18 protein-coding genes and 1 other RNA gene are annotated in these 19,535 nt (G+C 55.7%); 9 read left to right on the top strand and 10 right to left on the bottom strand.

The annotated features are described in order from the left end of the window. The first annotated feature begins 203 nt into the window (after positions 1-203). The gene (locus tag QZ516_RS09650; RefSeq protein ID WP_297188852.1) at positions 204-884 is read left to right on the top strand and encodes a TetR/AcrR family transcriptional regulator; all 681 of its coding nucleotides are present in this window, start codon (positions 204-206) and stop codon (positions 882-884) included. Positions 885-894: 10 nt separating this feature from the next. Here QZ516_RS09650 and QZ516_RS09645 read toward each other — a convergent pair whose 3' ends face one another. From QZ516_RS09645 to QZ516_RS09620, 6 genes are all read right to left on the bottom strand, one after another. Then, positions 895-1,674, bottom strand: a complete 780-nt coding sequence (locus tag QZ516_RS09645) for a heme ABC transporter ATP-binding protein (RefSeq protein WP_297188849.1) — start codon at positions 1,672-1,674, stop codon at positions 895-897. Further along, positions 1,665-2,687, bottom strand: coding sequence for an iron ABC transporter permease (locus QZ516_RS09640; RefSeq protein WP_297188846.1), 1,023 nt, complete (start codon positions 2,685-2,687; stop codon positions 1,665-1,667). The genes QZ516_RS09645 and QZ516_RS09640 overlap by 10 nt, the downstream gene beginning before the upstream one ends. After that, a complete protein-coding gene (locus QZ516_RS09635) occupies positions 2,687-3,529 on the bottom strand; it encodes an ABC transporter substrate-binding protein (RefSeq protein ID WP_297188844.1) in 843 nt (280 codons plus the stop codon). The genes QZ516_RS09640 and QZ516_RS09635 overlap by 1 nt, the downstream gene beginning before the upstream one ends. Then, positions 3,526-3,939: a biopolymer transporter ExbD gene (locus tag QZ516_RS09630; RefSeq protein ID WP_297188841.1), complete on the bottom strand. Its 414-nt coding sequence runs from the start codon at positions 3,937-3,939 to the stop codon at positions 3,526-3,528. The genes QZ516_RS09635 and QZ516_RS09630 overlap by 4 nt, the downstream gene beginning before the upstream one ends. Then, the gene (locus QZ516_RS09625; RefSeq protein ID WP_297188840.1) at positions 3,936-4,487 is read right to left on the bottom strand and encodes a MotA/TolQ/ExbB proton channel family protein; all 552 of its coding nucleotides are present in this window, start codon (positions 4,485-4,487) and stop codon (positions 3,936-3,938) included. Before QZ516_RS09625 ends, QZ516_RS09630 begins: the two co-directional genes overlap by 4 nt. Before the next feature lie 202 nt (positions 4,488-4,689). Further along, entirely contained in the window at positions 4,690-5,445 is a 756-nt protein-coding gene (locus QZ516_RS09620; RefSeq protein ID WP_297188837.1) for an energy transducer TonB, read from the bottom strand. 221 nt (positions 5,446-5,666) lie between these two features. Between QZ516_RS09620 and QZ516_RS09615 the strand changes: the two genes are divergently transcribed. The 6 genes from QZ516_RS09615 (at position 5,667) to QZ516_RS09590 (ending at position 10,787) form a co-directional block, all read left to right on the top strand. Next, positions 5,667-7,739, top strand: a complete 2,073-nt coding sequence (locus QZ516_RS09615; protein ID WP_297188833.1) for a TonB-dependent hemoglobin/transferrin/lactoferrin family receptor — start codon at positions 5,667-5,669, stop codon at positions 7,737-7,739. A gap of 26 nt (positions 7,740-7,765) precedes the next feature. Next, a complete protein-coding gene (gene hutX / locus QZ516_RS09610) occupies positions 7,766-8,164 on the top strand; it encodes a heme utilization cystosolic carrier protein HutX (RefSeq protein WP_297188830.1) in 399 nt (132 codons plus the stop codon). Between the two features lie 19 nt (positions 8,165-8,183). Further along, positions 8,184-8,708: a pyridoxamine 5'-phosphate oxidase family protein gene (locus QZ516_RS09605; protein WP_297188828.1), complete on the top strand. Its 525-nt coding sequence runs from the start codon at positions 8,184-8,186 to the stop codon at positions 8,706-8,708. A gap of 136 nt (positions 8,709-8,844) precedes the next feature. Continuing rightward, positions 8,845-9,228, top strand: coding sequence for a hypothetical protein (locus QZ516_RS09600; RefSeq protein ID WP_297188825.1), 384 nt, complete (start codon positions 8,845-8,847; stop codon positions 9,226-9,228). Positions 9,229-9,412: 184 nt separating this feature from the next. Next, positions 9,413-10,435 carry a hypothetical protein gene (locus tag QZ516_RS09595; RefSeq protein ID WP_297188822.1) on the top strand — a complete coding sequence of 341 codons (1,023 nt, stop codon included), beginning with the start codon at positions 9,413-9,415 and terminating at the stop codon, positions 10,433-10,435. 169 nt (positions 10,436-10,604) lie between these two features. Beyond that, positions 10,605-10,787 carry a DUF6435 family protein gene (locus QZ516_RS09590; RefSeq protein ID WP_297188819.1) on the top strand — a complete coding sequence of 61 codons (183 nt, stop codon included), beginning with the start codon at positions 10,605-10,607 and terminating at the stop codon, positions 10,785-10,787. A 143-nt stretch (positions 10,788-10,930) separates the two neighbouring features. Here QZ516_RS09590 and QZ516_RS09585 read toward each other — a convergent pair whose 3' ends face one another. After that, positions 10,931-12,622: a diguanylate cyclase gene (locus QZ516_RS09585; RefSeq protein WP_297188816.1), complete on the bottom strand. Its 1,692-nt coding sequence runs from the start codon at positions 12,620-12,622 to the stop codon at positions 10,931-10,933. A gap of 292 nt (positions 12,623-12,914) precedes the next feature. After that, complete coding sequence (gene katG / locus QZ516_RS09580; RefSeq protein ID WP_297188813.1) at positions 12,915-15,128, bottom strand: catalase/peroxidase HPI; 2,214 nt, start codon at positions 15,126-15,128, stop codon at positions 12,915-12,917. 259 nt (positions 15,129-15,387) lie between these two features. Here katG (QZ516_RS09580) and katG (QZ516_RS09575) point away from each other — a divergent pair, with 259 nt between their 5' ends. Then, on the top strand, positions 15,388-17,562 hold the full coding sequence (gene katG, locus QZ516_RS09575; protein WP_297188810.1) for a catalase/peroxidase HPI: 2,175 nt from the start codon (positions 15,388-15,390) through the stop codon (positions 17,560-17,562). 256 nt (positions 17,563-17,818) lie between these two features. Here the strand turns inward: katG (QZ516_RS09575) and ssrA are convergent. Both ssrA and smpB read right to left on the bottom strand, forming a co-directional pair. Then, positions 17,819-18,196: a transfer-messenger RNA gene (gene ssrA, locus QZ516_RS09570) on the bottom strand. A gap of 120 nt (positions 18,197-18,316) precedes the next feature. Continuing rightward, positions 18,317-18,796 carry an SsrA-binding protein SmpB gene (gene smpB / locus QZ516_RS09565; protein ID WP_297188807.1) on the bottom strand — a complete coding sequence of 160 codons (480 nt, stop codon included), beginning with the start codon at positions 18,794-18,796 and terminating at the stop codon, positions 18,317-18,319. Positions 18,797-18,922: 126 nt separating this feature from the next. On the opposite strand from smpB, the gene QZ516_RS09560 reads away from it, so the two are divergent. Further along, the coding region (locus tag QZ516_RS09560) for a sodium-dependent transporter (protein WP_297188804.1) at positions 18,923-19,535 on the top strand (613 nt) is incomplete at its 3' end.

Below are 19,535 nucleotides of genomic sequence, written 5' to 3'. Positions count from 1 at the left end.
GCTGAAATTAAAATAGGCTGCTTAGGGCATTGTTTTGTATTTGAATAATTTATAGCTATATTTCAACAGGTAAGCGCAGTTGGCCCATTGCAGGTTTTTAGATGAGAGCGGTGTCAGGAATTTTGCCACCTGACGTGGGTTGCCGGGCAAACCGTTAGGTATCTATACTGTAAGGCCTGACGCCAACCTGAAAGATACCTGATATGTCGTTAACCGAAACCCGCGAGCGCCTGCTGGAAACAGCGCTTGAGCTGATCTGGCAGAGTAATTACAACAGTGTCGGTGTGAATGAAATCTGCAAACAGGCGGGTGTCACCAAGGGTGCCTTTTACCACCACTTTGATTCGAAAGCGGCGCTGTTTTGTGAGGCCACTGCCTATTACTGGCAGGCGATAAAAAGTGATCTGGATGCGGTTTTTTCCCCGGTCAATACCCCGCTGGAGCAACTTGAAAACCTGGTGCATTTCCTGTTTGTGGCGAAGATGGGCAACGATCGTGCGGGTATCCGGGGTTGCCCTTTTTACAATGCCGGTGCACAGATTGGCTCCAGTGACGACAAAGTGATCGAAGCGCTCCAGCTGCTGTCGCAAACCGCAGTAAAATACAACCTGTCACTGGTAAATGCCCTGCAGTCAGCGGGTTATCTCGATGACGGTGTTGATGCCGAGCAAACCGCCAGATTGCTCTATCACTACATCCACGGCGTGCTCAGTTATGCCCAGGTGCACAGTGATGACGAGGAAATCAAACGTGATCTGCCCACTGGCCTCTACCGGTTGCTGGCATTGAAAACGGGCTACTGGTTTAGCGCCAGGCCCACCTGGGAGCCACAGCCGGGGGTTTCCCCGCTGGTCGGCGAGATACTGCTGCCAAGGCTCAAGTAGCCGCGTACGGTTATACAAAAACCGGGATGGATTCCATATGACCAGCCAGCTGTGGCCGGTATTCCCAGTGTGCCTCGATGGTATCCTGGGTGAGCACATCGCCGGGTTTTCCCTGTGCAGATAACCTGCCTTCCTTCATCAAGACACAATGGTCGCAGTAGCGCAGCACATGGTTGAGATCGTGCAGTACGGCGATGACCGCGTAACCGCGTTGGCGGCACAGGGAACGGGTCAGTGCCAGTATCCTGTGCTGTTGTTTGAGATCCTGTGCCGACGTGGGTTCATCCAGTACCAGCAGGGGTGGCTGTGTGGCCTGGCTCAATTGCAGTAGCACCCTGGCCAGATGGACTCTTTGCTTCTCTCCTCCGGACAGTGATGGAAATGCCCTGCCCATCAGGTGGTGGCAATCCGTGTCTTTCATCAGAGCGGCCACCTGCTGCCTGCCTTCCTGACGTGACAGGGACAGGGGGATCATTCCCATGGCAACAATTTCGTCGGCGGTAAATGAAAAGCCGATCTGGCTGAACTGGGGGAGTGCGGCCAGGTGCCGCGCCCTGTCCAGTGGATCCCACTGGTGCAAGGATCGTTGATAAAAAAGGATGTCACCAGTGACTGACAGCTCTCCACCGATGGCCCTGAGCAAGGTGGATTTTCCCGACCCGTTTGGACCGGCGACCCCCACCATCATGCCCGTCCCGATACGCAGCTGCTCAACGGCAAGGTGTGGCACTTTGCCGTGTTGAGAACGGAGATTGGTCAATTCAAGCATAGCGGTAGGGTCTAGTTCCATTGGCGTCGTTGCTGAATCAACAGCGCCAGAAAAAAGGGCGCCCCCAGCAGTGCGGTGACCAGACCCACCGGCAGTTCGGCCGGCTGTACCACCAGTCTTGCCATGAGGTCCGCCACCAGCAGAAGCAGAGCGCCACAGAGTGCAGAGAGCGGAATCAGGCTGCGGTGATCAGGCCCGGTCACCAGCCTTACCAGGTGCGGCACCACCAGACCGATAAAGCCGATAATGCCGGCGTAGGCGACGGAAACGCCCACCCCTACGGCGACCAGAATAATCAGTTGCCGTTTGAGTGCTTCCACGTTGATACCTAGATAACGGGCCTCACATTCTCCGAGTACCAAGGCATTCAGTGCGAAAGCCTTCCTTTGGAACGCGACAGCCAGGGCAACAACGGCGAAAAATCCCAGCCACAGGTTTACCTGGCTGGCGCCGGCAAGACTGCCCATCTGCCACAGACTCAATTGGCGAAGTTTTTCGTCGTTTGAAAAGTAGCTGATAAACCCGATGGTCGCGCCGGCAAAGGCGGAGATGGCCACTCCGGCCAACAGCAGTACCAGCACGGAGGTGCCCTGTTTTGACCGGGACAGGCTGTAGACCAGCATTGTGGTGAGCAGACCGGCGACAAAAGCGCTCACGGGCACGGCCAGGGGGTCTATGGAGGCGGGAAAGATAGCGATAGCAACAATAGCGCCGACCGCCGCCCCAGAGGAGACGCCGATAATGCCGGGGTCTGCCAGCGGGTTGCGAAACAGTCCCTGCATCACTGCGCCACACTGTGCCAGCATGGCGCCGACAAACACAGACAGCACCAGTCTTGGCAGTCTCAGCTCAGTGACTACTACCCGCTGGTAGTCGTCCAGTGTGCTCCAGTGGGTGCCGAACAGGGTATCGCAGAGTGCCAGCAGACACTCTGTTGGTGGTAAATCCAGCGCGCCCTGCAGTAGCGACAGCAAGCTGCCGAGGATAATCATGGCGACCAGCGCGATACCGCAGATCAGAACGGGAAGTCGCATCAGTCCGCCTTTACTGCGAGGGTCAGTTGTCTGGCTTCTTCGATGGACGCCAGGCTCAGCCCTGCGACCAGCGTGCTGCCATCAACGGCGATAATGTGCCCGGATCGGGCGGCCCGGCTGTGCGCCAGTACCGGATTGCTTTTGAGAAAGCTGTCCAGGGCGCTGTCTTTTTCCTGTCCGGCGAGAATGATGATGTCGGGATCCATGGCCAGCAGGGATTCTGCCGAGACAGTGCGGTAATTGGTGAAATCTGCAACATTGTGGCCGCCGGTGAGGCGAATGAATGCTTCGCCAGTGGTGCCGTGGCCGGCCAGACGAAGCTTGGCGGGATCCGTGGCCAGCAGGAAAGCGGCACTGCTGCCTGTTATAGGCTGGCTTTCCAGGGCGAGCAACTGTTGATCCAGTCTGGCCAGCAAGGGTGCCACTGTCTCAGTCAGACCCAGTGGTTTGGCCACCCGCTGAATATTGTCACGCAACTGCCTCGGATGATCTGGAGAGGGTAGTTGCAGCAGAGTGACACCCGCCTGCCTGAGTGCATCAAGTGCGGGTGCCGGACCCATATGTTCACTGCCAATCACCAGGGTGGGTGACAGGCTCAGCAGGCCTTCTGCAGACAGATTGCGGTGATAACCGACGATTTTCAGTGGCCGGTAATTCGGTGGCAGATGGCTGGTGACATCCACGGCGACCAGATGCTGGTCTGCCCGCAGTGCAAAGATCAGCTCGGTGGCCAGCGCATCGGTGCTGACCAGCCGTGTGTCGGCCTGTGCCGTGGCAACGACGCCAAATAATACCCCGGCCAACAGGGCTGACATCAGGGACGAGCGGGGGGATCTGTTCATGGTTTCGCTTCCATCAAGATTTGGGTGTCGGTCATTTGTCGGTCATTTAACAGCGCCAGCAGTTTGACCAGCGATTCCACGGATGCACGGCTGTCGGGGGCGACCGTCACAGGCCGGTTTTGGTCATCCAGCTGGGGCAAAAGCCGGGACTGAAATTCCTGCCAATGGTTGTAGCGTTGTTCGCCGATACCCCACTGGGGAGAATCCCGATAGAGCGTGATCAGCAGCCGTTGAGGCCCGGCCTCCAGTTCGCTGACAGCCTGATCGGTGTCCGGAATATCCACCGGCAGGGACAGCAGTCGGTGGTTGGCGGTAAGCAGCAGGAACACCACGACGATAAAGATGATGTCAATCAACGGGGTCAGTTCCAGTCCGGCTTCCAGCTTGACCTGGCGGGGCGAGCGAATCACGGCAGGGTTCCCATCGAGACGCCATCGAGCTTCAGCAGTTGCAGGTTGATAAACTGTTCAGTGCTGCTGACCAACTGGTCGACCCACATATTGAAGCCATGTGCGCCCACCAGCGCTGGCACCGCAATGATCAGCCCGGCGGCGGTTGTCTTCATGGCGACCCCCAGCCCACCGGCAAGCATGGCGGGCTCAATGGGGCCCCGTTGTTCTCCCAGGGTATCAAAGACCTGGATCAGTCCGACCACAGTACCCAACAGCCCCAATAGTGGCGACAGCAGGGCGAGAATCTGCAGCAGCCGGATGCCACTCGCCAGCCGCCGTTGACGGTGTTGCAACCACACGGCAGCAATTTCCTGCTGGATATGTTTTGGCTGTCCAGCGTGTCCCATCATGACCGCCAGGCTGTCCTGTCTGAGTTTGCCGCGCACGGTTGTGTAGCCAATCACAACCAGCCGTTCTGTCAGGATGATCAAGGACAGTAGCGCGCACAGCGAGAGTGGATATGCCAGTGGGCCAAGTTGTTGTTCAAGCAGTGTCATCAGACTCATGGGAAATTACTTAGGGCCTGTTAATATTAATTGGGTTATCTCTGCTGGCGGCAAAAATGTCCCCAGCCCAAAGGGTTGCGGCTAAAAAAACGCCACTCTTCGTTGCTCGTCTCTTATTTAGAATCACCAAACTACGCTCCTCGCGCCTTGATTGGCGCTTTTTTAGCCACAACAGTGGCAATCCAATTAGTGTTAACAGGCCCTAGTGGTAGGTTGATTTTTTCAGGGCGAATTGCACCGGAACCCTGACCCTTGATGCGGCGCTCTTGCCGTTTATCCGATAAGGCATGAACTCCCAACTGGCAACGGCCTGTAGCGCGGCATCATCCAGGACAGCAATTCCCGAACTTTTGCTGACTGACAGCTGGCGCTGTTCCCCCTCGTCGTCGAGCCAGATATCCAGCCAGACTGTGCCCTGCTGGCCCCGCTTGCGGGCAACAGTGGGGTAATTGGGCGGTGTTGGCGGCCTGGCGAACAGAGGTTCGGTAACCAGCGGCGCTGTATGAATGCCCTGCTGTTTTGGTGACTCAGGCTGGCTCGCCGCAACGCTTGCCGTATCGTCAGGCTGCCCAGTGTTGTCCTCCGTTGTGGCGAGAGGCTGCTGCGCTTCCGGTGTTTTTTCCCGAAATGGTTTTGTCTCTGCAGGGGGCTCGACAGCCGGCTCAGCTGTCTTCTGAGGCTGTTTTTTTTCAGGGGTGCGGGTGACCACTGGCTCTGGAGCAGGGGATGGTCTGTGCTGCGCGGTGGCAACGGGCTCGACAGCTTTTTGCCCGGACGGTTCGCGGCGGAATGAGAGCGATACCGCCACTGGCGCGGTGTGAAACGAGGATGCCGATTCAGCAGACGGTGCTTCCGTTGGTGGGACAGTGATTGCCCAGCTGTGGGCAGCCACAGCCATCACCAGGCCCCCGCTCCGCCAAAGTAGTGTTGGCCAGTATTTTTTCAGTGCTTTGCCCATAGCCGAGATGATTCAAATGTCAGTGGTGCCCATGGTATACAGTCAATATCTTTTTGTAAATGATAATGATTCGTATTTACATTTGAGATTGGTGTGTGTAAATTGCTGTTCCCATAGTCAAGTAAGTAGTCGGGCAGGTTAATTTGGCTTGTTGCCAAAAGCGTCGCGTTCCCGGGTGCAATTAGTGATGGGGAATAGGGAATAGTGATGGGGAATCCGTTATGAACGATCGGCAAAAACAGAAAAATCCTTTTGCAGTTGGCTGGTATCAGCTGGGCCTGCTGCCAACGTTGCTCCTGTCGTACCCGGCGGCCACTTTTGCCGTCGATGTCAACGACAGTTCTGGTCAGCCTCCAGAATCCTCGGCCTTTGAAGTCGCACCGGTGCTGGTCAGTGCAACGCGGGTAGAGCAGGACATTGATGACGTATCCCGCGCCATTGCGGTGGTAGAAGAGGACGAGATAAGAACCATGCAACCCCAGTCGGTGGCGGAAATATTGCGCTATCAGCCAAATATTACGGTGTCTGGTGGCCCCAGGCCCGGTAATCAGTCTGTCAATATCCGGGGGCTGACCGGCCAGAAAGTTCTGCAAACGATAGATGGTGTACGTCAGACATTTGAATCCGGTCATCGGCCCACCTACTTTTTGGATCCTGAGCTAATCCGTGAAGTGGAAGTTCTCAAAGGGCCTACCAGCAGCCTGTGGGGTTCAGGTGCACTTGGCGGGGTGGTTTCACAAAATACAATCTCTGCCAGAGATATGTTGAAGCCTGGCGCCAGTCTGGGTGGCCTGGTCAAATCGGGCTACAACAGTAACAACCATCAGCAAACCACCACCACGGCGCTGGCCGGGCGCGTGGGTAATGTGGACCTGTTGGCCAGTGGTTATTACCGGGATGCCAATGATATTGAGCTCGGTAATGGCGACGCCCTGGCGGGCTCATCCACTCGGGATCAGGGGGGATTACTGAAGGCAGAATGGCAAATCGACGACCAGCAATCCCTGGCGATTAATTACCGCCGTGCCGAGGTGGAGGGCGGTGTGCCTTCCAATGGCTCCGCTAATCTGGGTAGCAGCAACTTCCTGATAGACCGGGATCAGCGCGCGACCACCTGGTCGATGGAATACCACCTGGATACCGATTCACCCCTGGTGAACAGTCGGCTGCTGGCCTATAGAAACAAGGTGGAAATGGATGAGTCCAGGGTCGGTGATGGACGCTCCGACTCTACTGAACTGGTGGTGCGGGGAATTAATCTGAACAATCTTTCCATGATAGGTGATATCGCACTGCTCTACGGGATTGATGGTTATCGAGAAGAATTCGATGCCCGTCGGGGTGGCACAGACCGCCCTGCACCTCCGGATGCGGAAACGGATGTCTGGGGCGCATTTGTACAGGCTACCGTGCCTCTCTCGGAAGCCTGGAAACTGGAGCTTGGCGTCCGTTATGACCGCTTTGAAACCGAGGCAAGGAACCTCAATGCTGACAGCAGTGACAGCGATGTCTCCCCATCGATTGCTGTCATCTGGCAGTCATCGGACTGGTTGAAACTGACCCTCCGCCACGATCGGGCATTTCGGGCCCCCGGGGCGGAAGCCCTTTACAGTACGGGAACCCATTTCTGTATGTTCCCGGGATTTTGCAACAGCTTCCTGCCCAATCCGGATTTGAAGCCCGAGCAAGCGGCCAACACAGAACTGCTGGCCAATATGCAATTCGAGAACCTGTTTGCCGATGACAGCCTGCGTATCAATGCCGCGGTTTTCCGCAACAAAGTGGATGACTTTATCGAACAGATCGTCACAGACCCCACCTTCTTCCCGGTGATGGATCCCGGTTATACCACCTGGGTGAATGTGGATGAGGCGGAGATAAAAGGCTATGAGCTGAGTGCGGATTATCGGCTTGACCAGTGGCAGTTGAAACTGGCCTATGGCCAAACACGGGGTGAGGACGATAAAACCGGTGATGATCTCACCAATATTCCTGCCGATACTTTCTCGGCTGACCTGAATTACCGTTTCGGTGCCAGGCCATGGTTGGCCGGAGTACGCTTTACCCATGCCGCCAGGCAGGATCGTACCGACTACCCGGAGAACACGGCGGGTCAGGAGTACAGTGATTACAACATCACGGACCTGTATGCCAGCTGGCAGCCGGAAAGTCTGAACGGCGTCAAGCTTGATCTCACGGTCAACAACGTCACGGACAAGCACTATCGGCGGGCCTGGGAAGAACTCTATGAGTCAGGACGCGAAATTATCCTGACGGCAACTTACCGTTTCTAGTGGCGACAGGGTATGGGTAACCAACAATGACAGCGTGGGACGACAATCAGGGGATGTCCGGGGATCAGGCAGAAGCACTGCTTCGGCTATTGGCCGAGTGGGGCAATACAACTACCGTCATCGTGCACGGCGGTTGTGTGTTCGAGTTCAAGGGGTCTTTTCCCGCCGGTAGCCTCGGCGAGGGTTACTACAATCTCGACGGTGGCAGTTCGGGGCTGCACGGGCACATCAATCTCGGCAGGATCCGGCAAGTGGCTTTCCAGGCGCGCCCCCACCGGGGCAGGGAGAGCTATGCCTTTGTCTTTCTGGACAAGGACAACGAACCCATTTTCAAGGTCTTCCTGGGCAGGGATAACGATGGCGCGTTGTGTCCCGGACAGGTGGCCGAATTTCATCGTATTAGCGAGCACCGCTCGGTGCAGTGACGAATGTCAGGAGAATAGAATGAGAGAGTCTATTGTGCAGAAACGTATTAATGAAGAGGTGATCAACTTTATCAGTAGCCGCAAAAGTCTGATGTTGTCGACCCTCACGATGGAGGGAACACCCTATGCCTCCTACGCCCCTTTTGCGATTGGTGAGGAATGTCTGTATGTGCTGATCAGTGAAATTGCCCTGCATGCCGTTAACCTTCAGCATTTTCCGGAAGCCTCTGTCCTGATCATTGAGGATGAGGACAGTGCCGGCGAGCTGTTCGCCCGGATCAGGGTGAATTACAGCGTGCAGGCAAAACACATTGAGCCGGATGGCAAGCATTGGGCCGAGGGCATAGCCCGACTGGCCGACAGGCATGGCGAGCGCATTAATCACCTCAGTCAGTTGGCAGATTTCAAGCTGTTTCGACTTATTCCCCAGGGTGGGCGTTATGTGAAAGGCTTTGGTCGGGCATTTTCTCTGGCGGGAAAAACCCTCGCCGGTGAAACAGTGGATCACCTCAGGGATGGTCACCAGAAAAGGGATGTGGCCTGACATATCCATCAACCGGAGAGGGGAAATCGCTATGGAGCCACAATTCCTGTGTGTACATCACAGACAATTTCTGTCGGCCAATCCCTGTATGGCAAGGCGTTACTGGGAGCGGTGTATGCAGGAGGGGCAGGTCTTTATGACTCGCAGCCACTATCGGGCAGCGCTGCCCCACTTCGGTAGCAGTTTTGAGATTGCCATGATTCTGTTGGCCAATGACTGTCAGCCGGTACAGGTTCAGGCCGGGGGGTGTGCCGATGTGGAAAGGCTGGTGGATGCCGGTCATGGCACGGCTGCCTGTTACAGGCAACTGGGGCAATTTTATCTCGAGAAAAACTATCTGTTCACGACGTACTATGCGGTACTCGAGGCAGGTGAGTTTGTCCGTGGAGACCAGTCAGTGATTTATCGGGAAGCCATTTCCCGGGCGCTGGAAAAAATCAGTGAAGCCTCCCTGGCCAGCTATGGCCTGCCCGATAGCGATCCGGCTCAGCGCCTTGTGCTGAGCCGTGCGATGCACTAGGGCCTGCTCACAATTCATCATTGCCCCCATCCGGGTTGTTCTCCATCGAGTCAGTTATCTGTGGAATAACAGCGACATGGGTCGGGGTTACCATCTGCCCTTGAGCTTGCCTATACTGTGGCACTGTTATATCGACCTTATACCGATGTAACCGAACACGATAATAACGATGAGGGTGGTATCCATGAAAAAAATCAAAGCCGTGGTCTATGGTGTCGGGACAATGAATTCGATCATTACCCGTATGTTGCTCGACAAAGGCGTCGAGATTATCGGGGCCATTTCCCGCAGTCCGGCAAAAGTCGGCAAGGACCTGGGGGAGCTCACCGGACTCGGACGCCAGCTGGGGGTTGCCGTGAGCGATGATGCCGCGGAGGTGTTGAGCCGTGGAGCCGATATCGCGGTGATCGCCGTCAACAGCTATATGTCCGATGCACAGGAGCAGCTCCGCCTCTGTGCCGAGCACGGTGTGAATGCGGTGACACTGTCTGAAGAAGCACTGTACCCGTGGGACACCTCGCCCGAGATTACTGCTGAGCTGGACGGGATCGCCAAACGCACCGGTGTGACATTGACGGGTTCCGGTCATCAGGACAGCTACTGGCTCAATATGGTGAGCATGCTGATGGGTACGACCCACCGTATAGACAAAGTCCTGGGGCAGGCCAGCTGGAATGTCGATGATTACGGCCCCGAGCTGGCCCGCGAACAGCAGGTTGGTACTACCCCGGCGCAGTTCAAGGCGTGGCTGGAGTCCGCCTCGCGCCCACCCACCTTTGGTCGCAACGTGCTGGATGCTCTGGTGGCGGATACCGGGCTGACGCCCCTGTCGATTACCACAACATCGCGGCCGGTACTGGCGACGGAACCTCTGCCGGTTGCCTCTCTGGGAATCACGGTTCCGGTCGGCAATGTTCTGGGTTTTACCGATATCGATGAAATTAAAACCAGTGAAGGGCCGAGCTTTGTGTTCGAAATGACCGGCTGTGTGTATCGGCCTGATCAGGCCGACATGAACCACTGGCAAATAGCGGGTGAGCCCGACGTTGAACTGTCCAACGGGGCTGTTCCCACCGCCATGACTACCTGTACCCAACTGGTCAACCGAATCCCCGATGTGATCAACGCCCGGCCCGGCTTTATCACTGTCGAGAAATTACCCAGGCTGCGCTATCGGGCATTCAGTCTGGAAACCTACTTGTCCTGACAGATTCGCCTTGTGGTCAGGAGGTACGAGGGGGCGATATCAAAACCCGGTGGCTGGATTTTCCCGTCCACTGCCGGGTTCCGGTCCAAAACGTCGCTCGGGTCGTAGGAGTAGTGACTGACCGCTTTGTCATCGCGGTTGTTATGAACCCTGCGGCGCGAGAATCATTATGTTTGGACTGTTCAGAAAAAATCCGTTGGAAAAACTGAATAAGGCGTACCAGAGCAAGCTTCAGCAAGCCATGGAAGCACAGCGATCGGGTAACATTCAGCGGTTCGCGGAATTGAGCGAAGAGGCTGACGGTATCTATCAGAAAATCAAAGCGTTGGAGAATACCGACAGCCGGGAGTAATTCGTCGGGCGCCTCTGTACGAGAACCTCACCCCACCTGACCACAGGATCATTCTGGTTCACCAACGAGCTGAGCTCACACTATCAGCCCGAGCTTTGGACAACCGTTACTGGAACGTCCGGCTTCCTGGCTATGTCCTTCGGTCAGTTGCTGACCTTGATCATCCTGTTGCGGCCTGAAGCCTTGGCTTCATAAAGTGCATCGTCTGCGGATTTCAGCAGCTGTTCCAGCTGGTCTCCCGGCTGAGCCAGACAACTGCCAACGCTGACCGTGATTTTCCGACCCTCCGGCAGATTGGCCTGCTCAATGCTCAGTCGCAGACGCTCCCCGATCTGCTGTAGCGTCGTCTCATCACAGGGTGATAGCAACACCAGAAATTCGTCCCCGCCCCACCGAGCCGCATGATCATAGGGCCTGATACCCGCTTTCAGGAGCCCGGCAACATTGACCAGTGCCCGGTCGCCGACCGCATGTCCGAAGCTGTCATTGATGGTCTTGAAGTGATCAAGGTCGAGCCAGATGATGCCGAAGGTGTTTTGCTGACGACTCGAACGGTCGATCTCCTGGGTCAGTTGAAAATTCATGCCCCGGCGGTTGAGCAGGCCGGTCAGCGGATCGAGTTTGGTCAGTTCATTGAGCGCCTGTGTGCGATTCTTGACCCGGGTCTCCAATTCTTCTGTATGAGTGCGAATTGCCTCGGCCATGTCGGAAAAATGGTTGATCAGTCGACCGATTTCTCCCGACCCGGTCGGCAGGTCGGCAGGTCGAAGATCGCCGCTTTTTACATTCAGCATGGCATTATCCAGTGCCGCGACAGGCGCCAGAATCAGTTTTTTTAAAGCCAGGTGGACCAGCAATATGGCGATCAACAGGATGAGGGTAAACAGCAGCATCATTGCTGCAAAACTGCTGACAGGAATCACTTCCTCCAGATCCAGCAGTGTGATCTCAAACCAGTCCAGCGAGGGCAGGTAGACAACACCCGCCAGATAGCGCTTGCCGTCAATGACCACGAACTGGCTTTTTACTTCACTGGTTTTCCCGCCGACCTCGCGTAGGGTGGTCATCATATTACGAAGTGCCTGTTGATCACGTGGTTGGTCAAAGAGCAGCTCAATTGTGTTCTTCTGGCCTTCCGGCTTTACCAGGCTGGCGTAGTCGATGATGCCGGGATCGCGGTGTAACTGTATAGCACCGGTATGATCCACAAACACAGTCGTGATACCGGGTTGCTCGATATCGACGATTTCCTCCAGGAACGCTTCCAGAGGCAGGCCGGTACCGACAATACCCAGCGTGTCATCGCCGTCTTTCATCTGCACATCAATCCACAGCTGGGTAATGCCCAGCTGCGTATCCGGATTGACATTGATATGAAAGGACTTGTTCAGTTTTAGTAGCTGGTAGAACCAGGCGTCATCGGGTTTGTCATTGTCCAGCGTGTAGCGAAGCTGTTTGCCGGCAAACTCGTCGTCGACGTTATTGTAGTAATAGGAGCCGGATTGCTTGAGTGCTACAAAATAATTGTGCGCACTAAAGTTCCGGCGATAGCTCTCCATCTCACGGATGGCCTCGGCGGCGAGTGCGGGATTGTCTTCGTTCTTTGCCCAGTTCTGGATAGTACGGGAATCGGCCATCTGCCGGGCCAGCGCAATTTCCCGCTCAATCGGTTTGAGTAGGCGGGTGCTGTCGTAGCGCACCTGAATATCGGCGGCGCGCAGCCCCCATTCCTCGATAATATTTTTTGCAACCTGCTGGAACAGCAACCAGGCGCACAGGGAGGAAATAACGATCAGGGCTGCCGTCAGAAGTTGAAAACGTGTCTTGATGCTCAAACTCAAGAAAGAAGTGCCCCTGTAATTGTTGAGGTTATTATCCCTTGATTAAACAGTCCGGACAATAAATCTAACATCAATTATTGGGCCTGCGGGAGCTCTGGTCGGGGAACAGTGTGCTGTTGTTTCTTCGTTAATCAATAAAAACGGCGGTGTCGGTAACACCGCCGTTTTTTGTGTCAGTTCCGAAAAGGATAAATAACCGCTTCTCAGAACCGGAGTCCGGTGCTCGAATGACCTCGTCTTGCTGCCGTTGCGAGCACCTTCCCCATTGAGATTAAAGTTGACCGGGTTAGAAACGGTCGAGCGTCATTACCTTGTGCCATGCATCGACAAAATCATTGACGAACTTTTCTTTTGCGTCATTGGCAGCATAGACTTCTGCAATGGCTCGCAATTCGGAGTTCGATCCAAAAACAAGATCGACAGGTGTTGCTGTCCATTTGAGCTTGCCTGTTTTGCGATCACTGCCCTCATAAATCCCGTCAGCCTTGGCTTTTGACCACTTGGTGGACATATCGAGCAGATTGACAAAGAAATCATTGCTCAATGTTCCGGGCCGGTCGGTAAATACACCGTGTTTGGCTTTTCCGGTGTTTGCATCCAGTGCCCGCATACCCCCCACGAGAACGGTCATTTCAGGCACCGTCAGGGTGAGCAGGTTAGCGCGATCCACCAGCATATCTGCAGGCGATCTGGAATGGCCCTTGCCGAAGTAGTTGCGGAAGCCGTCTGCAGTGGGTTCCAGCACGGCGAAAGCGTCGGCATCAGTCTGTTCGGGGGTGGCGTCTGTGCGACCCGGTTTGAAGGGAACATCCACATCCTGTCCGGCTTTTTCCGCGGCCTGCTCAATGGCTGCGGCACCGCCCAGGACAATCAGATCGGCGAGTGATACTTTTTTGTCACCGGATTGTGCATCGTTGAAGCCTTTCTGGATTCCCTCCAGGCGTTTCAGCACCTTGGCAAGTTCCGCTGGATTGTTAACGGCCCACTGGTTTTGTGGCGCCAGACGAATCCGTGAGCCATTGGCACCACCGCGCATGTCGGTACCGCGGAAAGTGGCGGCCGATGCCCATGCGGTTCTGACCAGTTCGGACGTGGTCAAGCCGGAATCCAGAATGTCAGACTTCAGCTTGGCGATATCGCTCGCATCAATCAGCGGGTGATCGACCGCAGGGACAGGATCCTGCCACAGAAAGTTCTCATCGGGGACATCACTGCCAATATAGCGCTCGCGGGGGCCCATATCACGGTGCGTCAGTTTGAACCATGCCTTGGCGAAAGCGAGTTCGAACTCCTTCGGGTTTTCCTTGAAGCGCAAGGAGATTTCCCGATAAACGGGATCTTCTTTCAGAGACAAGTCCGTAGTAAACATGATGGGAGCATGACGCCTGGATTTATCGTGGGCATCCGGAACGGTATTTGTTGCCTGGTTGTTCGCAGGAATCCACTGAACAGCGCCTGCGGGGCTTTTTGTTTGTACCCATTCAAAGGCAAACAGGTTCTCCAAATACAATGAAGTCCAGGCAGTCGGGTTGGCCGTCCACGCACCTTCCAGGCCACTGGTGAGAGTATCTTCTGCATTACCTTTGCCACACTTGTTTTTCCAGCCCAGCCCCTGTTGTTCAATGGGTGCCCCGGCGGGGTCGGCGCCAAGACACTCATCGGGCTTGTGGGCGCCGTGGGCCTTACCAAAAGTATGTCCGCCGGCGATCAGGGCGACGGTTTCTTCGTCATTCATCGCCATACGGCCAAAGGTTTCGCGAATATCCTTGGCAGCAAGGAGTGGGTCAGGATTGCCGTTGGGGCCTTCCGGGTTCACGTAGATCAGACCCATCTGGACTGCGGCCAGGGGATTCTCCAGTTTTCGGTCGCCATGGTAGCGCTCGTCGGCAAGCCATTGTTTCTCGGGTCCCCAGTACACCATATCCGGTTCCCAGTCGTCCTGACGGCCACCGGCAAAGCCGTAGGTTTCAAAACCCATGGATTCCAGCGCCACATTGCCAGTCAGAACCATCAGATCGGCCCAAGAGAGGCTGCGACCGTATTTCTGCTTGATCGGCCACAATAAACGACGGGCCTTGTCCAGGCTCACATTGTCCGGCCAGCTATTCAGTGGCTCAAACCGCTGTTGACCACCGCCAGCACCACCGCGGCCATCAGCGACACGGTAGGTGCCCGCAGAGTGCCAGGCCATCCGAATAAAGAAGGGCCCATAGTGGCCATAGTCCGCCGTCCACCAGTCCTGCGACGTTTTCATCAACGTCTCAATGTCTTGCTTGACGGTGTCGAGATCCAGACTGGCGAACGCCTTGGCATAGTCAAAGTCGTCGCCCATTGGATTGGACTCCTCGCTGTGCTGGCGAAGTGGACTCAGATTCAGCTTTTCAGGCCACCAGAACTGGTTTGATTTTGGCTCACCCTCAGCCATCGCCGTACTTGGTGTCACGACCTGCGACACGGCTATCACCAGAGCGGCAACTATAGGTATTGTTTTTGTAAGCATTGACGTAGCTCCCTTTATATAAGAAATACAATATTTCAATACTCAATATAGCGTAGCCCAGTGTGAATACAGCATTTACATTCACTATGAAATGGATTGAAAAATTATATTGGTAACGGTGAGCACACTGATCGTTTCATGTTTGCAAGAACATGGTTGCGGTTACAGTCAACGCCGCTGCTCAAGCATTTTTCTCTGTAGTTTGATACCTGGCATTCTGCTACTGTGAATTTTCTGGATACCCAAGAGGGACTTGACGATGGATAACACCAACACGACGACCGGTGGCAAATGCCCGGTGATGCATGGCGGCGCTACATCGACCGGCATATCGAATATGGAGTGGTGGCCGACGGCCCTGAATCTAGACATCCTGCATCAGCACGATATGAAGACCAATCCGATGGGAGAGGGCTTCAGCTACCGCGAAGAGGTCAAAAAACTGGATGTCGCGGCGCTCAAGAAAGATATGCATGCCCTAATGACCGACAGTCAGGATTGGTGGCCCGCGGACTGGGGGCACTACGGTGGTCTGATGATCCGTATGGCCTGGCACTCTGCGGGTACTTACCGGATCGCTGATGGCCGTGGTGGCGGTGGTAAGGGCAACCAGCGTTTTGCGCCGATCAACTCCTGGCCGGACAATGTGAGCCTGGACAAGGCCCGTCGTTTATTGTGGCCGATCAAGAAAAAGTACGGCAACAAAGTCAGCTGGGCCGATCTGATTATTCTGGCCGGCACCGTGGCCTATGAGTCCATGGGCCTGCCCTCTTTCGGCTTTTCATTCGGTCGCGAGGACATCTGGCACCCTCAGAAGGATACCTATTGGGGTGCCGAGAAAGAGTGGCTGGCTCCCTCCGACGAGCGCTATGGCGATGTCGATAAGCCCGAGACCATGGAGAACCCGTTGGCTGCGGTGCAAATGGGTCTGATCTACGTGAATCCGGAAGGCGTCAACGGTCAACCCGACCCGCTCAAAACTGCCGAGCAGGTACGTATGACCTTTGCCCGCATGGCGATGGATGACGAAGAGACGGCAGCGCTGACCGCCGGTGGCCACACCGTGGGCAAATGCCACGGCAATGGCGACGCCGAGGCGCTCGGCCCCGAACCCGAAGCCGCCGATGTGGAAGAACAGGGCTTTGGCTGGAAAAACCCCAATGGTTCCGGCAAGGGTCGCGACACCGTCACTTCCGGTATTGAGGGCGCCTGGACCACCTATCCCACAAAGTTTGATATGGGTTACTTCGACCTGCTGTTCGGTTACGAGTGGGAGCTGAAAAAGAGCCCGGCCGGGGCCAATCAGTGGGAGCCGGTGAACATCAGGGAAGAGGACAAGCCGGTGGATGTGGAAGACATGACCACCCGCCTTAACCCGATCATGACCGACGCCGACATGGCGATGAAGATGGACCCCAAATACCGGGCCATCTGTGAAAAGTTCATGGCCGATCCGGCGTACTTCCGCGATACCTTTGCCCGCGCCTGGTTTAAATTGACCCACCGTGATCTGGGGCCAAAATCCCGCTATATCGGTCCGGAAGTGCCCGCTGAAGACCTGATCTGGCAAGACCCGGTCCCCGCCGGCAATCGCGACTACGATGTGGCAGCGGTAAAAGCCAAAATTGCCGACAGCGGCTTGTCCATCGGTGAAATGGTCAGCACCGCCTGGGATAGCGCCCGCACCTTCCGTGGCTCCGACATGCGCGGCGGTGCCAATGGCGCACGCATCCGCCTGGCACCGCAGAAGGACTGGGCCGGCAACGAGCCGGAACGCCTCGCCAGGGTCCTGGCCATCTACGAAAAGATCGCCGCCGACACCGGTGCCAGTGTGGCCGATGTGATTGTGCTGGCCGGTAATCTGGGTGTTGAGCAGGCGGCCAAGGCCGCAGGTGTGAATATCACCGTTCCCTTCGCGCCGGGTCGTAGCGATGCCAGCGACGAGATGACGGATGCCGCATCCTTTGAACCACTGGAGCCGCTGGCCGATGGTTTCCGCAATTGGCAAAAGAAAGACTATGTGGTCAAGCCCGAGGAAATGCTGCTCGACCGCGCTCAGTTGATGGGGCTGACAGCGCCCGAGATGACCGCACTGGTGGGCGGCATGCGTGTTTTGGGTACCAATCACGGTGATAGCCAGCACGGTGTGTTCACCGACCGCGTGGGTGTGTTGAGCAACGACTTCTTCGTCAACCTGACGGACATGGCTTACACGTGGAAGCCCACCGGCAACAACCTGTATGAAATCCGCGACCGCAAGACCGGTGCAGTCAAGTGGACGGCGAGCCGGGTTGATCTGGTATTCGGCTCCAACTCGATCCTGCGCGCCTACGCCGAGGTCTATGCCCAGGACGACAGCAAAGAAAAGTTCGTGCAGGACTTCGTTGCTGCCTGGACCAAGGTCATGAACGCCGACCGTTTTGATCTTGTGTAATGTTTGGACTGACTGAACCCGTCATGCGGGTGCTGGTCAGGTCACAATAATTAAAAAGCCCCGGTGGATTTGAGCTGGGGCTTTTTAATGTTGGTGGAGGTGGGAATTATTCGCCTCTGCGAGGCTCGCCCTTCGGGTCGCCCATACGGGCGCTGTCTCCGTTCGCTGTGCTCACTGCGGCTGATCCCGCTACGCGGGTGCTCAGTCTGCTTCCCACAAAAAAAGCCCCACCCGAAGGTGAGGCCTTTTTGCTATATGGTGGAGGCGGCGGGAATTGAACCCGCGTCCGTCAGTCCTCTGCCGAGAGATCTACATGCTTAGTACAGTCTATTAAATTTAGCGGGTTGCAACCCGACAGACAGGGCGCGCAAACCGCGATTCCGGTGAGTTTTTAACGAATCCACCCCGGACGAGCTTCATCGCGATCATGTGAGATATGACACCTGATAGCCCCGAAAGGCTCCGGACGCACAAGCACGGCTCCGGTCAGATGGCACCCTACCGGGTATTAAGCGGCGAGTGCGTAGTTGTCGTCGTTGGCAACTATAATTTGCGACTTTGGATTTACGAGATTGGTCGCCATCTCGGCATGCACCCAGGGTTTTGTAACCGGCGTCGAATCCAAATCGCCCCCTGAAACTGCTGTTGAGTGTTTCTGTTAAAAAACATCGTCTCAAATTGGATGTTACCACAGAGACCATTGGTTCATTAGACTTATTCTGTGGATGAAGTTCACTACGAGGACGTTAATTGATCACCGGGCGTGACGGACCAGGCGTTGTTTCTGCCGCGCCCAGTCACGATTTTTTTCAGTTTCGCGTTTGTCGTGTTCTTTCTTGCCCTTGGCCAGCGCGATTTCACACTTTACCAGGTGATTTTTCCAATACAGCGCGGTGGCTACACAGGTGTAGCCCTTCTGATTGACACCGCTGAACAATTTGCCGAGTTCACGCTGATTGAGCAGCAGTTTGCGGGTGCGACCGGGGTCGGTGACGTAGTGGGTAGACACGGTTCCCAATGGGGTGATATGTGTACCAATCAGATAAGCCTCGCCGTCTTTCAGTAATACATAGCTGTCGGTGAGCTGGGCTTTGCCGGCGCGCAGGCTTTTTACTTCCCAGCCCTGCAGAACAAGACCCGCTTCGAATTTTTCCTCGAGCTGGTATTCGTGGCGGGCCCGCTTGTTGAGTGCAATGGTGGGGTTTTTTTGAGGGTGTTGGGATTTGTTAGCCATGGGGCGGCATTATAAGGATTGCATTGGGGTGCGCCTATGGTTTTGTGGCGTTATGCGTGATTGCCTTGGTTTTGTATAACGGGGATTGCCGGTACAATCCGTTCAGTTTTGACAAGGGTATCGCCGATGGCGGAACAACAGCAGCAATCCCCGGCAGAGGTTGATGGGTCTGGACCGGTTCCCGGGGGGCACCCTGTCTGGTCCAGTCGCTGGACCTTTGTGCTGGCGGCAACTGGTTCGGCGGTCGGTCTGGGGAATATCTGGAAGTTTCCCTATATTGCCGGTGAAAATGGCGGCGGCGCTTTTGTGCTGGTGTATCTGCTGTGTATTTTACTGGTAGGCATTCCCGTCATGGTGGCGGAGGTCATGTTGGGTCGGCGGGGCCGACAGAGTCCGATCAATACGATGCGTCGCCTGACCACAGAGGCGGGTCTGGAACGGCACTGGCATGCGATAGGCTGGCTGGGTGTCATGGCCGGACTGATGATTCTTTCCTATTACGCGGTGATTGCCGGGTGGGCGCTCAATTACATTGGGAAGATGGCCGGTGGTGCATTCCAGGGCGCCAGTGCCGATCAGGTTGCCATTATTTTTGCAGACCTGTTGTCCGACCCGAAAGCGCTGATTCTGTGGCAGACAGTCTTTATGATTCTGACCCTGTTAGTGGTGATTGGCGGGGTAACCCGTGGGCTCGGTGTTGCGGTAAGAGTATTGATGCCGGTGTTGTTTGTGCTGTTGC

Source organism: uncultured Porticoccus sp. (assembly GCF_913061305.1).
Taxonomy (GTDB): domain Bacteria; phylum Pseudomonadota; class Gammaproteobacteria; order Pseudomonadales; family Porticoccaceae; genus Porticoccus.
Note: the sequence above shows the minus strand (reverse complement) of the source record. Positions and strands in the feature narration are given on the sequence as shown.

What these genes read in the sequence shown, in the direction of transcription:
- QZ516_RS09650 (WP_297188852.1), top strand. Translation starts at nt 204, where the DNA reads ATGTCGTTAACCGAAACCCGCGAGCGCCTGCTGGAAACAGCGCTTGAG.
- QZ516_RS09645 (WP_297188849.1), bottom strand. Translation starts at nt 1,674, where the DNA reads ATGGAACTAGACCCTACCGCTATGCTTGAATTGACCAATCTCCGTTCT.
- QZ516_RS09640 (WP_297188846.1), bottom strand. Translation starts at nt 2,687, where the DNA reads ATGCGACTTCCCGTTCTGATCTGCGGTATCGCGCTGGTCGCCATGATT.
- QZ516_RS09635 (WP_297188844.1), bottom strand. Translation starts at nt 3,529, where the DNA reads ATGAACAGATCCCCCCGCTCGTCCCTGATGTCAGCCCTGTTGGCCGGG.
- QZ516_RS09625 (WP_297188840.1), bottom strand. Translation starts at nt 4,487, where the DNA reads ATGAGTCTGATGACACTGCTTGAACAACAACTTGGCCCACTGGCATAT.
- QZ516_RS09620 (WP_297188837.1), bottom strand. Translation starts at nt 5,445, where the DNA reads ATGGGCAAAGCACTGAAAAAATACTGGCCAACACTACTTTGGCGGAGC.
- QZ516_RS09615 (WP_297188833.1), top strand. Translation starts at nt 5,667, where the DNA reads ATGAACGATCGGCAAAAACAGAAAAATCCTTTTGCAGTTGGCTGGTAT.
- hutX (WP_297188830.1), top strand. Translation starts at nt 7,766, where the DNA reads ATGACAGCGTGGGACGACAATCAGGGGATGTCCGGGGATCAGGCAGAA.
- QZ516_RS09605 (WP_297188828.1), top strand. Translation starts at nt 8,184, where the DNA reads ATGAGAGAGTCTATTGTGCAGAAACGTATTAATGAAGAGGTGATCAAC.
- QZ516_RS09600 (WP_297188825.1), top strand. Translation starts at nt 8,845, where the DNA reads ATGACTCGCAGCCACTATCGGGCAGCGCTGCCCCACTTCGGTAGCAGT.
- QZ516_RS09595 (WP_297188822.1), top strand. Translation starts at nt 9,413, where the DNA reads ATGAAAAAAATCAAAGCCGTGGTCTATGGTGTCGGGACAATGAATTCG.
- QZ516_RS09590 (WP_297188819.1), top strand. Translation starts at nt 10,605, where the DNA reads ATGTTTGGACTGTTCAGAAAAAATCCGTTGGAAAAACTGAATAAGGCG.
- katG (WP_297188813.1), bottom strand. Translation starts at nt 15,128, where the DNA reads ATGCTTACAAAAACAATACCTATAGTTGCCGCTCTGGTGATAGCCGTG.
- katG (WP_297188810.1), top strand. Translation starts at nt 15,388, where the DNA reads ATGGATAACACCAACACGACGACCGGTGGCAAATGCCCGGTGATGCAT.
- smpB (WP_297188807.1), bottom strand. Translation starts at nt 18,796, where the DNA reads ATGGCTAACAAATCCCAACACCCTCAAAAAAACCCCACCATTGCACTC.